Origin of the sequence: Faecalispora sporosphaeroides DSM 1294, from assembly GCA_000383295.1 — a bacterium.
Lineage (GTDB): Bacteria > Bacillota > Clostridia > Oscillospirales > Acutalibacteraceae > Faecalispora > Faecalispora sporosphaeroides.
Genome location: KB911066.1, coordinates 13138 through 26315 on the forward strand (window position 1 = coordinate 13138; position 13178 = coordinate 26315).

The 13178-nt window shown below is 54.8% G+C and carries 14 protein-coding genes; 9 read left to right on the forward strand and 5 right to left on the reverse strand.

What is annotated here, in order from left to right:
• Positions 1-26 precede the first annotated feature (26 nt).
• The 5 genes from sufU to sufC are packed head-to-tail and all read right to left on the reverse strand — an operon-like array spanning position 27 to position 4976.
• Positions 27-500: a Fe-S cluster assembly sulfur transfer protein SufU gene (gene sufU, locus G340_RS0100065; protein ID WP_020071614.1), complete on the reverse strand. Its 474-nt coding sequence runs from the start codon at positions 498-500 to the stop codon at positions 27-29.
• Entirely contained in the window at positions 490-1716 is a 1227-nt protein-coding gene (locus G340_RS0100070) for a SufS family cysteine desulfurase (RefSeq protein ID WP_020071615.1), read from the reverse strand. The genes sufU and G340_RS0100070 overlap by 11 nt, the downstream gene beginning before the upstream one ends.
• Positions 1713-2789, reverse strand: coding sequence for a SufB/SufD family protein (locus G340_RS0100075; protein ID WP_020071616.1), 1077 nt, complete (start codon positions 2787-2789; stop codon positions 1713-1715). The genes G340_RS0100070 and G340_RS0100075 overlap by 4 nt, the downstream gene beginning before the upstream one ends.
• A 16-nt stretch (positions 2790-2805) precedes the next feature.
• Positions 2806-4224: a Fe-S cluster assembly protein SufB gene (sufB, locus tag G340_RS0100080; protein ID WP_020071617.1), complete on the reverse strand. Its 1419-nt coding sequence runs from the start codon at positions 4222-4224 to the stop codon at positions 2806-2808.
• Entirely contained in the window at positions 4221-4976 is a 756-nt protein-coding gene (sufC, locus tag G340_RS0100085) for a Fe-S cluster assembly ATPase SufC (protein ID WP_020071618.1), read from the reverse strand. Before sufC ends, sufB begins: the two co-directional genes overlap by 4 nt.
• A 439-nt stretch (positions 4977-5415) precedes the next feature.
• On the opposite strand from sufC, the gene sigG reads away from it, so the two are divergent.
• The 9 genes from sigG to G340_RS0100140 all read left to right on the forward strand — a co-directional run bounded on the left by sigG (position 5416) and on the right by G340_RS0100140 (position 13126).
• Complete coding sequence (sigG, locus tag G340_RS0100090) at positions 5416-6198, forward strand: RNA polymerase sporulation sigma factor SigG (RefSeq protein WP_020071619.1); 783 nt, start codon at positions 5416-5418, stop codon at positions 6196-6198.
• A gap of 206 nt (positions 6199-6404) precedes the next feature.
• Positions 6405-6692 (forward strand): YlmC/YmxH family sporulation protein, encoded by a 288-nt coding sequence (locus G340_RS0100100; RefSeq protein WP_009060029.1) that lies wholly within the window; start codon positions 6405-6407, stop codon positions 6690-6692.
• 162 nt (positions 6693-6854) lie between these two features.
• On the forward strand, positions 6855-7586 hold the full coding sequence (rpsB, locus tag G340_RS0100105; RefSeq protein WP_020071621.1) for a 30S ribosomal protein S2: 732 nt from the start codon (positions 6855-6857) through the stop codon (positions 7584-7586).
• A 252-nt stretch (positions 7587-7838) separates the two neighbouring features.
• The gene (gene tsf / locus G340_RS0100110; protein ID WP_020071622.1) at positions 7839-8753 is read left to right on the forward strand and encodes a translation elongation factor Ts; all 915 of its coding nucleotides are present in this window, start codon (positions 7839-7841) and stop codon (positions 8751-8753) included.
• A 209-nt stretch (positions 8754-8962) separates the two neighbouring features.
• Positions 8963-9667: a UMP kinase gene (pyrH, locus tag G340_RS0100120; protein ID WP_020071624.1), complete on the forward strand. Its 705-nt coding sequence runs from the start codon at positions 8963-8965 to the stop codon at positions 9665-9667.
• A gap of 39 nt (positions 9668-9706) precedes the next feature.
• Positions 9707-10261: a ribosome recycling factor gene (gene frr / locus G340_RS0100125; RefSeq protein ID WP_020071625.1), complete on the forward strand. Its 555-nt coding sequence runs from the start codon at positions 9707-9709 to the stop codon at positions 10259-10261.
• A gap of 9 nt (positions 10262-10270) precedes the next feature.
• On the forward strand, positions 10271-10996 hold the full coding sequence (locus G340_RS0100130) for an isoprenyl transferase (protein WP_020071626.1): 726 nt from the start codon (positions 10271-10273) through the stop codon (positions 10994-10996).
• 1 nt (position 10997) lies between these two features.
• The gene (locus tag G340_RS0100135) at positions 10998-11822 is read left to right on the forward strand and encodes a phosphatidate cytidylyltransferase (protein WP_020071627.1); all 825 of its coding nucleotides are present in this window, start codon (positions 10998-11000) and stop codon (positions 11820-11822) included.
• A 155-nt stretch (positions 11823-11977) separates the two neighbouring features.
• Positions 11978-13126, forward strand: coding sequence for a 1-deoxy-D-xylulose-5-phosphate reductoisomerase (locus G340_RS0100140; RefSeq protein WP_020071628.1), 1149 nt, complete (start codon positions 11978-11980; stop codon positions 13124-13126).
• Positions 13127-13178: the final 52 nt, after the last annotated feature.

The following is a 13178-nucleotide window of genomic DNA, read 5'->3' on the forward strand; positions in this document are numbered from 1 at the left end:
CGAAGCCCCTTTTTAAATAGGATATTTCAGATTCTGGTCTTACAAGAGGCGGAATCATCGCCGGGACAGTTCCCGCCCGACTGAATGGCTTCTTCCAGCGTGTGCCAGGACAGCACCGCGCATTTCACGCGCGCGGGCAGCTTTGAAATGTTCTGGAACGCGGCGGCGTCCTCCAGTTCCTCCTGAGCTTCTTCATCCAGCTTGCCTTCCTTGATCATGGAGAGAAATGTCTCAGCTAAGTGCATCGCTTCCTCTTTGGTTTTCCCTTTGATCAGATCGATCATGATGGAGGCCGAAGCCTGCGAAATCGCACACCCGATTCCGGTAAAGGAAGCATCCTCGATGATACCGTCCTTTTCGCGAATCTGCAGCGAAATTTCGTCGCCGCAGGATGGGTTTACGCCTTTGATCACAGCGGTGGGGTTTTCCAGCTCGCGCTTGTTGCGCTTGGAGCGGCTGTTCTCCGTAATGATCTCGGTATAAATCTGATCAAGCTCCATAGCCCATCACTCCTCTGACTTTCTTCAGGCTTTCCAGAAACGCGTCGATGTCCTCTTTGGTGTTGTACACGGCAAAGCTGATGCGGCTGGTCGCGTACACATCCAGATGGTGCAGCAAGGGCTGCGCGCAGTGATGCCCTGCGCGAATGCAAACGCCGTCCGCATCCAGAATGCTGGCTACATCATGGGGATGAACATCCTCTACCAGAAACGAAATCGCGCCGTAGCGCTCGTTTGCGGGGATATCGCCGCCCAGTATAATGACGTGGGGAATCTTGCGCATCCCTTCCAGCGCGTAGGCAATCAGCTCATGCTCAATGCGGGTGATCTCTTCCCAGCCGATCTCCTGCATGAATTTGACCGCGGCAGCTAGGCCGACCGCACCGGCCGCATCCTGCGTGCCGGCTTCAAATTTCTGGGGGATGGGAGCGTAGGTGGTTACCTGCTCCTCCACGGAATCGATCATATCGCCGCCGGAAAGGAACGGCGGCATTTTCTCCAGCAGCTCTCTGCGGCCCCACAGCGCGCCGATGCCGAGCGGTGCGTACATTTTGTGGCCCGAAAACACTGCAAAATCCACGCCGAGCTGCTCCACATCCACGGGAAAATGGGGGATGCTCTGCGCGCAGTCCAGCACCACAACGGCGCCTACCTCGTGTGCGCGCTTTACAATTTTTTCAACCGGAAGGCGAATGCCCAGCACGTTTGAAATGTGGGCAACAGAAACCAGCTTTGTCTTTTCCGTAATTTTCGCGGCGATTTCCTCGTCGGAAATCCGCGCCCCGTCGGTCAGGTACAGGTAGTCGAGCGAAGCGCCGACCACCCCGGCCACGTGCTGCCACGGCACCAGATTGCTGTGATGCTCCGCAATGGAGATCGTGATGCCGTCGCCCTCGGAGAGGAAGTTCAGGCCGTAGCTGTACGCGATCAGGTTCAGCGCCTCGGTGGCGTTGCGGGTAAAGATCAGCTCCGCCGCATCCTTTACGCCGATAAAGCCGGCGACCACCTTGCGGGCGTCCTCAAACGCGTTGGTGGCGCGCACGGCCAGCTCGTAAACGCCGCGGTGGGGGTTGGCGTTGTCGTGGCGGTAAAAATCATCCACGGCCTTCAAAACGCTGACCGGGCGCTGCGCGGTGGCGGCGTTATCCAAGTAAACGATCGGCTTGCCGTGTACCTTTTCCTGTAATAAGGGGAATTGTTCCTGTATCCGGTTCATGCGTTGCTCATCCTTTCCTTCAGCCAGTCGCGGACAGCTTCCCGCAGTGCTTCTGCCGGGATTTTCTCCAGTGCCGGTGTGAATTGGGCCTCAATGACAATCTGCTTGGCCTGCGGCTCCGAAAGTCCGCGGGACATCAGGTAGAACAGCTTGCCGGGGTCGATCTTGCCGATGCTCGCGGCGTGCTGCCCCTCTACGTTTTCTTCGCCGCACAGAATCAGCGGCGCGGTGCGGTTGCGCACCCTGGGGCTGAACAGCAGGGTGTACTCGCTTTCATGCCCGACGGAATAAGCGGCTCCGCGCAGAAAATCGATGGTGCCGCGGTAAATCTTCTGGCTTTCGTCCAGCAGAGCGCCGTTCGCGTGGATTTCACTTTCCGTTTCCTTGCCGATATGCTGTGCCACGTAGTTCATATCGATGCTTCTGGATTTGTCGCCCAGATAAATCGTTTCCGCCTCAAAGCGGCTGCGGCGCTCTTCCAGCCGGGCCTTACAGCCCGAAAAAACCTTGCGCGCGCCCAGCTCGACGTGGACAACCTCCACGACGGCGTTTTCTTTTTCGATCACGCCGACGTCGTCAAAATGGAATGCGCTGTCGCCGAGCAGCTGTACCTGCACCAGGCGAACATGCGCTCCGCGCTCCGCCACGATCTTGGTGAGGCTGGTGTGAAATACGCTTGCGCCGCCCTGTGAACGGTAAGAAAGCACCAGCGTGACGCTGCTGTTTTCCTTTGCGTAAATGGTATTGTAATCGGCAAGCGCGGGACAGGTAGCGTCCAGCACATATTCCGCGGTGATCGGTTCCTCCGCGCTGCCCTCGGCAGTCAGGTGGATTCCCGCGTTTTGGTTCTGCAGAACAAATTGCTCCGCGTCCTTGCCCATGCCGGTCTCTATCTGCTCCGCGCCGTCAAAGGCGGCGGTGTTCTGTTTGATTCCCTGCGGCAGGTTCAGAGCCTGCGGTTCCCACGCGGCAAATTCGCCGGGGATTTCTTCTTCCACCGCCGTGCCGTTGACTCCGAGCCACTTCCAGGTTCTGACCGGCAGCAGGTTTACTTGATTCAAGGTGATGTTCATTGCAAAGCTCCTTTCCTCATCCAATGCTGCCGCTCATTTCGAGCTTGATCAGGTTATTCATTTCCACGGCGTACTCCATCGGCAGCTCCTTCGCGATCGGCTCGGCAAAGCCGCTGACGATAATGGAGCGCGCGTCGTCCTCGCTCAGGCCGCGGGTCATCAGGTAGAAGATCGCTGTGTCGCTGATCCGGCCGATTTTCGCCTCGTGGCCCACGTCGGATTCGTCATTCTGAATGTCCATCACCGGAATGGTATCGGAACGGGATTCGGAATCCAGCATCAGGGATTCGCATGAAACAGAGGATTTGCTGTGCGCCGCTTCGGGGGTGATGACGACGCTGCTGCGGTAAATGCAGGTTCCGCCGTCCTTCGAGATCGATTTGGTGCTGATGCGCGAGCTGGTGTTCGGCGCGGCGTGAATGACCTTCGAGCCGTTGTCAAGGGTCTGGCCCTTGCCGGCAAAGGTGATGCCGGTAAATTCCGTGCGCGCGCCCTCGCCCTTTAACACGCTCATGGGGTACAGGCAGGAGGTGTTGGAGCCGAACGAACCTGAAACCCACTCGATCGCGCCGCCCTTTTCAACCAGCGCGCGCTTGGTGTTCAGGTTATACATGTTCTTCGACCAGTTTTCAATGGTGGAGTAGCGCAGGCGGGCATTCTCGCCGACAAACAGCTCCACGCAGCCCGCGTGCAGGTTGGCGACGTTATATCTCGGGGCGGAACAGCCCTCGATAAAATGCAGGTACGCATTCTTTTCCACAATAATCAGGGTGTGCTCGAACTGGCCTGCGCCCGGCGCGTTCAACCGGAAGTAAGACTGCAGCGGAATCGTCAGCTTCACTCCCTCGGGAACGTAAACGAATGAGCCGCCGGACCACACCGCACCGTGCAAAGCGGCAAATTTATGGTCGCTGGGAGGAACCAGCTTCATAAAGTGCTTGCGGATCATTTCGGCGTACGGGCCGTGCAGCGCGCTCTCCATATCGGTATAAACAACGCCCTGCGCCTCCACCTCGGCGCGCACGTTGTGGTACACGACCTCGGAATCGTACTGGGCGCCGACGCCCGCGAGCGAAAGGCGTTCCGCCTGGGGGATGCCCAGGCGTTCAAAAGTGTTTTTGATGTCTTTGGGAACCTGCTCCCATTTGCTGCTCATGCCGGTTTTGGGGCGCACATAGGTCACGATGTGATCCATATCCAAACCGTCGAGAGAGGGGCCCCAGCCGGGCAGGGGCATTTCATTATAAGTGCGCAGGGATTTCTGGCGGAACAGGCGCATCCATTCCGGGTCCTTCTTCTCAACGGAAATCTGATTTACGATTTCCGGCGTCAGGCCCGAATCGACGGTAAAGGCGGCGTCTACCTTATCCTTTACGTCGTAGATGGTTCTGTCTATGTCGTCGACCCTTGTTTTTTCTTCTTCAAAGGCTTTCAATTGCGGACACCTCCCGCTTCAAAAAACTGGAAGCCCTTTTCGTTGATTTCCTGAATCAGGCTGCTGCCGCCGGTGTGCACGATCGTGCCGTTCACCAGAACGTGAACGTAGTCCACCTTCAGGCCCTCCAGAATCTTTGCGTTGTGCGTGATGATCAGCAGGGAATTTTTATCGCTGCGGAACTGGCGGATGCCCTTTGAAACCACCTTTACGGCGTCCACGTCCAGGCCGGAATCCGTTTCGTCCAAAATCGCCAGCTTGGGGTTGAGCATCAGCATCTGCAGAATTTCCGATTTTTTCTTCTCACCGCCCGAAAAACCGACGTTCAGGTAACGCGAGGCGTACTCCTGGTCGATTTCCAGCGAATCCATCAGGCCTCTCATTTCCTTTTGGAACTTCAGAATGCGGGGCGCTTCGCCGGTCACCGCTTCGCGGGACACGCGCAGAAAGTTGCCCAGCGCGATTCCGGGAACCTCTTCGGGATTCTGGAAGGAGAGAAAAATTCCCTTTTTCGCACGCACGTCGGTCGACTCGTTTGTGATGTCGTCTCCGTCGAACACGATGCTGCCCTGACAGATATTATATTGCGGATGGCCCATAATGGCATTACCCAGGGTGGATTTTCCCGCGCCGTTGGGGCCCATCAAAACATGCGTTTCACCGCTGCGGATGGTAAGGTTCAGCTTGTCCAGTATCACCTTATCTTCAACACCCACCTGCAGGTTTTCTACTTTCAGCAATTCATGGGACATGAATGTTCACCTCATTATTGATATAGATTGAATCCGGGTTTGAATGGAGGTTAATGTATACTAAATTCGTATACTTAATTCGCATATTTCATTATACCCCATTTTTTACAGGATGCAAGAGAAAAAACAAAATAAATCCCCCATTTGCGTAAGTTTTTTTCACGAGCAGCGCTTTCCTCCGCGGAGACGAACGCATTTCAGCAGATTTTCACACCCGCAGCCCCCATGCGATCCCCCCGAACACACGCGCTCCGCCTGTGTTTTTCCTTTCGGCCGGGGCGGGGGAGTGTGCGGCCTTTCCCTTTCGATCCGTAGCCGGAGCTCCGGGAGGAACCGCATCATTTTGTTTTATGGGAATCTCTGCGAATGAAGCTATCAGTATCTGGCAATAATGAACGTGTAACAGCCAGAGAGTTTCAGAGTGGAAGGCGGGGGAGTCATGCAGTACAACAAGGTGGAGATCTGCGGAGTGAACACGGCCAAGCTAAAGGTGCTGACCGAGGCCGAAAAGCAGATGCTGCTGCAAAAAATCAAACACGGAACACCGGCGGAGAAGAAAAAAGCGCGCGAAGAGATGATCAGCGGCAATCTAAAGCTCGTTTTGAGCGTCATTCAGCGCTTTACCAACCGGGGAGAAAATCTGGACGATCTGTTTCAGGTGGGGTGTATCGGGCTGATGAAGGCCATCGATAATTTCAATCCCGATCTGGAAGTCCGGTTTTCCACCTATGGCGTTCCCATGATCATCGGCGAAATCCGGCGCTATCTGCGCGACAACAACAGCGTCCGCGTCAGCCGGTCCATGCGCGACACCGCCTACAAGGCGATGCAGATGAAGGAAAAAATGACGGCGGAAAACGGAAAGGAACCAACGGTGAACGAAATCGCCAAAGCGCTCGGTTTGCAGCGCGAGGATGTCGTTCTGGCCCTGGAGGCGATCGTCGAGCCCGTATCCCTGTATGAACCGGTTTTTTCCGACGGAAACGATACGATCTATGTGATGGATCAGGTGGGGGATAAAAACGACGACAGCAACTGGCTGGACGAAATCGCGCTCAAGGAAGCCATCAGCGATTTGAGCGACCGGGAAAAACGGATTCTCTCCATGCGCTTCTTTCAGGGAAAAACCCAAATGGAGGTCGCGGGGGAAATCGGCATCAGCCAGGCGCAGGTTTCGCGGCTGGAAAAGGGAGCGCTGGACAAAATCAAAAAAGAGATTTGATCCCTTTTTTCAAATGATACAACCGTACCTTAGTATCTGGCAAAAAGCGCAGAAAATGATTTTAAAATAGAAAAAAGGACGTTTTTTCTTCCCGTTTCTTTGGTGCGGGAAGAAAATTTGCTTTCAACCGGCACATCGATTTGTCCGCGGGTGTTAAAAGGCACCGATGGATGAATATAGATAGCATCAGGCGGGAGGTGTGCCTGATGACGAATTGCAGAATGGCCGATATGAGGAACAAAGAGGTGATCAGCATCAAAGACGGCACCAGACTTGGCGCCGTAAACGACATTGAGATTGAACTGAAAACAGCGAGAATCAGTGCAATCATTATTTATGGCCGGCTGAAGTGGCTGGGCCTTCTGGGCCGGGAGGACGATATCGTCATCCGATGGGAGGATATTCAGATCATTGGGGAGGAGACGGTTCTGGTGGATTTTTCGGTACCGTTCCGCCCGAAAAAGCGGTTTGGCAGCGGCTGGTTCCACACGTGATAAAATTCGCGGAAAATCAGGAAAAAACTTGCCAAATCCTCTGTGCCGTGCTATAATACTCCAGTAAATCACACACGCCGCGCTTTGACGCAATGGTGCCCTTCGCGGGTTTCCCGTCAAAATAAAGGTGCGGCGGCGGAATAACCAAGGAGGATTTTTCGTATGGCAGTCGTATCTATGAAACAGCTTTTGGAGGCCGGCGTGCATTTCGGCCACCAGACCAGAAGATGGAACCCCAAAATGGCGGAATACATCTTCACCGAGCGCAACGGCATCTACATCATTGACCTGCAGAAGACCGTAAAGAAGCTCGAAGAGGCTTACAGCTTTGTCCGCACCCTTTCTGAAGAGGGCAAGCCGGTGCTGTTTGTCGGCACAAAGAAGCAGGCTCAGGATTCTGTTCGTGAAGAGGCGGAGCGCGCAGGCGCTTATTATGTGAATGCCCGCTGGCTGGGCGGCATGCTCACCAACTTCCGCACCATTCGCCGCAGAATTGACCGCCTGAACCAGCTCAAGACCATGGAAGAAGACGGAACCTTCGACCTGCTCCCCAAGAAGGAAGTGGTAAAGCTCCGTTTGGAAATTGAAAAGCTCGAGAAATTCCTCGGCGGCATCAAAGACATGCGTCAGATCCCCGGCGCTCTGTTTATCGTAGACCCCCGCAAGGAGCGCATTGCGGTAGCGGAAGCGAAGAAGCTCGGCATCCCGATCGTTGCGATTGTCGATACGAACTGCGATCCCGATGAGATCGACTATGTCATCCCCGGCAACGACGATGCGATTCGTGCGGTCAAGCTGATTTCCGCAACGATGGCCAACGCGATTGCAGAGGGCAGAGAGGGCCGTATGGGCGCTGCCGCCGCACAGGAAAAAGAAGAGGCGCAGGCTGAATAAGCCGCTTTAACAGCTCTAAGTTGAGAGAAAGATACCCGCCTGATTTCAGACGGGTATTTTTTGAGGATGCTGTGCCGCAGGCGCTGCGCGCCCGCTGGGGCACCGCGGCCGCAGGGCGGCGGTACCCCGCTTCGCAAGGGAAGGGGATGCCGCAGCGGCGTGTTTCGCCTGTGGTATCATAGATTTTCAAAGGTACCACAGGCCGTGCAGCGGCTGTGATGCCGCAACACAATAGAATCGGAGGAAAAGAAAATGGCTTTTACAGCAAAAGATGTAGCAACGCTTCGCGAGAGAACCGGCTGCGGAATGATGGATTGTAAAAAAGCTTTGACAGAATCAAACGGCGACATGGAAGCCGCGGTCGATATCCTCAGAGAAAAGGGTCTGGCTGCCGCAACCAAAAAATCCGGCCGCATCGCGGCGGAGGGCGTGGCGTACGCGCAGGTAAACGCTCTGGGCAATGTTGCCGTAGTGGTGGAAGTAAATGCGGAAACCGACTTTGTTGCCAAGAATGCCGAGTTCCAGGCGTTTGTTAAGACGGTGGCCGACACGGTAGAAGAGCAGAATCCCGCGGATGTGGACGCCCTGCTGAATCTTACCGCTTTCGGTACCGATAAGAAGGTCGACGATCTTCTCAAAGAGAAGATTCAGACGATCGGCGAGAACATCAAGATCCGCCGCTTTGTCCGCATGGAAGGCCCCGTTGTGAGCTATGTGCATGCGAACGGCAGAATCGGTGTTATTGTAAAGTTCAACACCTCTGCGGAAATTGCCGCAAAGCCCGAGTTCCAGGAGTATGCCAAGAATATTGCGATGCAGGTAGCCGCGGCGAATCCGTCCTACCTCGACGAAAAGGCTGTTCCGGCTGACGTGGTGGAGCACGAGAAGAAGATTCTCACCGAGCAGGTCATCAACGACGGCAAGCCCGCCGCAATTGCGGAGAAGATCGTTGTGGGCCGTCTGTCCAAGTTCTTCAAGGACATTTGCCTGGTAGATCAGGTTTATGTCAAGGACAGCGACAAGAACGTTCAGCAGTATACCGATTCCGTAGCCAAGGAGCTTGGCGGCGAAATCAGCATCGCGGCGTTTGCCCGCTTTGAAAAGGGCGAGGGCCTCGAGAAAAAAGAAGATAATTTTGCGGACGAAGTCGCCAGCATGGTGAAATAATCCGTTTTTACAGCGATGCTTTTAAAAGGCGCGGAAAAGCTTTTCCGCGCCTTTTTTGCGGTCATGGCGGCGAATTGCAAAATTATTGTGAACAATGCGTATCGGGAATAAGAATATTGGCAATCCTCTTGTGAAAACGGGCGATTAAGGCTTTACTTTCTATTTCTCCTATTGTAAAATATAGTAAAATCATAATGGGGTGTTATGAATTGCAACCTAAATATAAAAGAGTTCTGTTAAAGCTCAGCGGCGAGTCGCTGGCCGGCGGAAAAGAGCATGGTATTGATTTTGATACGGTGCTGAAGATTTGTGCGCCGATCAAGGCCTGCGCGGATTTGGGAGTTCAGATCGGCATCGTTGTGGGCGGCGGCAACTTCTGGCGCGGCCGCAGCAGCGGAAAGATGGATCGCACCAGAGCCGACCACATGGGCATGCTGGCGACGGTGATCAACGCGCTCGGCGTGGCGGATGCCCTCGAGCAGCTGGGCGTGCCTGTACGGGTGCAGACCGCAATCACCATGCAGCAGGTCGCGGAGCCCTATATCCGCAACCGTGCGGTGCGCCACCTGGAAAAGGGGCGCGTTGTGGTGTTCGGCTGCGGCACCGGCAATCCGTTTTTCTCTACCGATACGGCGGCTTCCCTGCGCGCTGCGGAAATTGACGCCGATATTATCATGAAGGCCACTCTCGTGGACGGTGTGTACGACAGCGACCCCAAACTGAACGAAACGGCGGTAAAGTTCGACTCCCTTTCGTTTATGGATGTTCTGAATAAGGACCTGCATGTTATGGACAGTACGGCGGCCACCTTGTGCAAGGACAACGATATTCCGATTCTGGTGTTCAGCATCGCGGACCCCGAGAATATTCTGCGGGCCGTGTGCGGCGAGCCGATTGGAACGCTGGTAAAATAATTGATTTTACAAAAGCAAAAGTGAGAAAGGAAGATTGTAATGCAAGAGGTACTGACCCAAGCGGAAACCAAAATGAAGAAAACTCTTTCCGTCCTGACCAATGAGTACGCCACGATCCGGGCAGGCCGGGCCAACCCCGCAGTTCTGGATAAAATTATGGTGGATTATTACGGCACCCCTACGGCGGTGAACCAGCTGGCGGCGATTTCGGTGTCGGAGGCGCGGCTTTTGACCATTCAGCCGTGGGACGCTTCCTCTGTGCGCGCGATCGAAAAAGCGATCCTCAGCTCCGAGCTCGGCATCAACCCCCAGAGCGACGGCAAGGTGATCCGCCTGATGTTCCCGCAGCTGACCGAGGAGCGCCGCCGCGAGATAACGAAGGATATCGCCAAAATGTCTGAAGAAGCCAAGGTGGCTGTGCGCGCCATTCGCCGCGATGCGATTGAAAAGCTCAAGGCAAAGAAGAAGACCGCCGAAATCACCGAGGATGATCTGAAGCAGGGCGAGAAAAAAACGCAGGATTTAACCGATAAGTACTGCAAGGAAATTGACATACTATTTGAAAAGAAGCAGAAAGAAATTATGGAGATATAAAACCGGCTTATGAATCATGTGTTAGACCAGGCGCAGGCCGGAATGCCTCGGCATTTGGGCATTATAATGGACGGCAACGGCCGCTGGGCGAAAAAGCGCGGGCTCCCGCGCACGGCCGGTCATACGGCCGGGGCGGCTAATTTTAAAAAGATCACCCGGTACTGTGCGTCCATCGGGATCGAATATCTGACAATATACGCGTTTTCCACGGAAAACTGGAAGCGTCCATCCGATGAAATCGAAGCGCTGCTGAAGATTTTTCAGCAGTATCTGGAAGAAGCTCTGCAGGATTTTCTGGGTGAAAATATCCGTGTCAATTTCATTGGGGACGTTTCCGTATTTCCTGAAAATCTGCAAAGCCTGTTTGCCCGTACGGAAGCGGTATCCGCCGATAAAACGGGGATGGTTCTGAATATTGCGATGAATTACGGCGGCCGCGCGGAGTTGACCCACGCGGTTCACCTTTTGGCGGAGCAGGTGCAGAGAGGCGCCCTTCTGCCGGAGCAGATTACGGAGGATGTGATTTCGCAGTACCTTTATACGGCCGGCCAGCCGGACCCGGATCTGGTGCTGCGCCCCAGCGGAGAATTCCGTATTTCCAATTTTCTGTTATGGCAGTCGGCCTATACGGAGTATATTATTATGGATAAACTCTGGCCGGATTTTACGACCCGAGACCTTGACAGTGCCTTGCAGGAGTTTTCAAATCGAAACAGGCGCTTTGGGGGGATTTGATTTGAAAAATCGAGTGATGTCCGGAGTCGTTTTGGTTCTGTTTCTGGCGGCGATCGTTGTGTTCAACGTTCGTTTTCCCCCTGCGCTGAATCTGGCCGTCGCCCTCATTTCGGTTTTGGCAATCAATGAGCTGATTCAGGCACTGGGGATCGCAAAGCAGTATGTCCTGGTGGTTCCCAGCCTGCTGTTTGCAGCGGTACTGTTTTTTGTGCCGGTCGGGCTGGGAACACAGACCGCTTATTATGTATACACCGTGGTCATGTTCGCGGTGCTCATCGCCTTCAACGGCACGATTTCGTTCCATCATCTGATCGTGCTGTACAGCATGACCCTCATGATTCCCACGATGCTGGGAACCATTCTTGGTCTGCGTGAATTTGACGACAGACACGGCATGTTCTACGTAATCATTGCGATTTTTTCCGCCTGGATTTCCGATACCGGCGCGTTCGCCGCGGGCAGCCTGTGGGGGCGGCACAAGCTGTGTCCCAAGATCAGCCCGAAAAAAACGGTGGAGGGCGTTATCGGCGGCCTTGTGCTGAACGTAGCCGCCATGCTGGTGTTCGGGTATGTTTTTCAGGTGTTCTTTTATGCCTATCAGGTCAATGTGTCTTATCTTTCGCTGCTGCTGATCGGCGTTGGCGGCGCGGTGATGTCTGTGCTGGGCGACTTGATCTTCTCGCTCATCAAGCGCAGCTGCCACATTAAGGATTTTGGGGAGCTGATCCCCGGGCACGGCGGAATTTTGGACCGGTTCGACAGCGTGATCTTCGTGTCGCCGTTTGTTTATCTGCTGGTTCAGGTGCTGCCGGTTGTCGTGCACTGATTATTTTTGCAAAACGGGTAAAAAATAATGGTGCCTCTTCAACAGCGGCTTTGCGCGAAAATATTATTTTTCTCATCACAGGCGGAAGAAGCCTTCCGGTTTATTTGAAACGGAATTCCGTTGGGTGAGAGATCGAAACAGATTGGTGAATACGAATGGATAAAAAAATCTCTTTGCTTGGCTCTACCGGCTCCATCGGCACGCAAACTCTGGAAGTGGCGCGGATGCACGGCTTTTCGGTGTGCGCGCTCGCGGCGCACAGCAATATACGGCTGCTCGAGGAGCAGATTCGTGAGTTCCGCCCGGCGCTCGCGGCGGTGTTTGACGAAAATGCCGCCCGAGATCTAAAGGAGCGTGTGCGCGATCTTCCGGTGCGCGTCGCCGCGGGGATGGATGGTCTTTGTCAGGCGGCTTCCATAGGGGAAGCAGATATTGTTTGCAATGCGGTGGTGGGCATGGTGGGGCTTCTTCCTACTATGGCCGCCGTTTCTGCCAAAAAGGACGTTGCACTGGCCAACAAGGAGACTCTGGTGGCGGGCGGCGCGCTGGTGATGAAGGCCGCGCGCGAAAACGGCGTGCGGATTCTGCCGGTGGACAGCGAGCATTCTGCCATCTTTCAGTGCCTGCAGGGCTGCCCGCGTCCATCGGCGGTGGCGCGGCTGATTCTTACCGCATCCGGCGGGCCGTTTTTCGGCAAAACGCGCGCGGAGCTGGAGCAGGTTACCCCCGAGCAGGCGCTGCGCCACCCCAACTGGAGCATGGGCGCCAAGGTGACGATCGATTCCGCCACCATGATGAACAAGGGGCTGGAGATTCTCGAGGCCTCGTGGCTGTTTGATATGCCGGTTTCTCAAATTGACGTGGTGGTGCACCGTGAAAGCATCGTTCACTCCATGATCGAGTACCGGGATGAATCGGTTCTGGCGCAGCTCGGCGTACCGGATATGCGCATTCCGATTCAGTATGCGCTCACCTGGCCGGAGCGCCTGCCATCTCCCGTTAAGCAACTCAGCCTGACAGAGATTGGCACGCTTTCGTTTTACCCGCCGGATGAACTGGCGTTCCCATGCCTTGGCCTTGCAAAGCAGGCCGCGCGGATGGGCGGCCTGACGCCCGCTGCGATGAACGGGGCGAACGAAGAAGCGGTAAAGCTGTTTCTTTCGGGCCGCATTTCGTTTTTACAAATTCCGCGGCTGGTGGAAGCCGCAATGGAAAGGCAGGCCGCCGGGCAGCCTGAAACGCCGCGGCAGGTGCTGGCGGCGGATCAAAATGCACGGAATTTCGTTTTGGAAAGCGTACAATAAAATCCATGCGGTTCCCTTTCAAAATAGATATGCTAAAATAAAATTTCTTTCC

Coding starts and splice junctions, on each gene's coding strand:
- sufU (WP_020071614.1), bottom strand. CDS start 500: ATGGAGCTTGATCAGATTTATACCGAGATCATTACGGAGAACAGCCGC.
- G340_RS0100070 (WP_020071615.1), bottom strand. CDS start 1,716: ATGAACCGGATACAGGAACAATTCCCCTTATTACAGGAAAAGGTACAC.
- G340_RS0100075 (WP_020071616.1), bottom strand. CDS start 2,789: ATGAACATCACCTTGAATCAAGTAAACCTGCTGCCGGTCAGAACCTGG.
- sufC (WP_020071618.1), bottom strand. CDS start 4,976: ATGTCCCATGAATTGCTGAAAGTAGAAAACCTGCAGGTGGGTGTTGAA.
- sigG (WP_020071619.1), top strand. CDS start 5,416: ATGCAGTACAACAAGGTGGAGATCTGCGGAGTGAACACGGCCAAGCTA.
- G340_RS0100100 (WP_009060029.1), top strand. CDS start 6,405: ATGACGAATTGCAGAATGGCCGATATGAGGAACAAAGAGGTGATCAGC.
- rpsB (WP_020071621.1), top strand. CDS start 6,855: ATGGCAGTCGTATCTATGAAACAGCTTTTGGAGGCCGGCGTGCATTTC.
- tsf (WP_020071622.1), top strand. CDS start 7,839: ATGGCTTTTACAGCAAAAGATGTAGCAACGCTTCGCGAGAGAACCGGC.
- frr (WP_020071625.1), top strand. CDS start 9,707: ATGCAAGAGGTACTGACCCAAGCGGAAACCAAAATGAAGAAAACTCTT.
- G340_RS0100130 (WP_020071626.1), top strand. CDS start 10,271: ATGAATCATGTGTTAGACCAGGCGCAGGCCGGAATGCCTCGGCATTTG.
- G340_RS0100140 (WP_020071628.1), top strand. CDS start 11,978: ATGGATAAAAAAATCTCTTTGCTTGGCTCTACCGGCTCCATCGGCACG.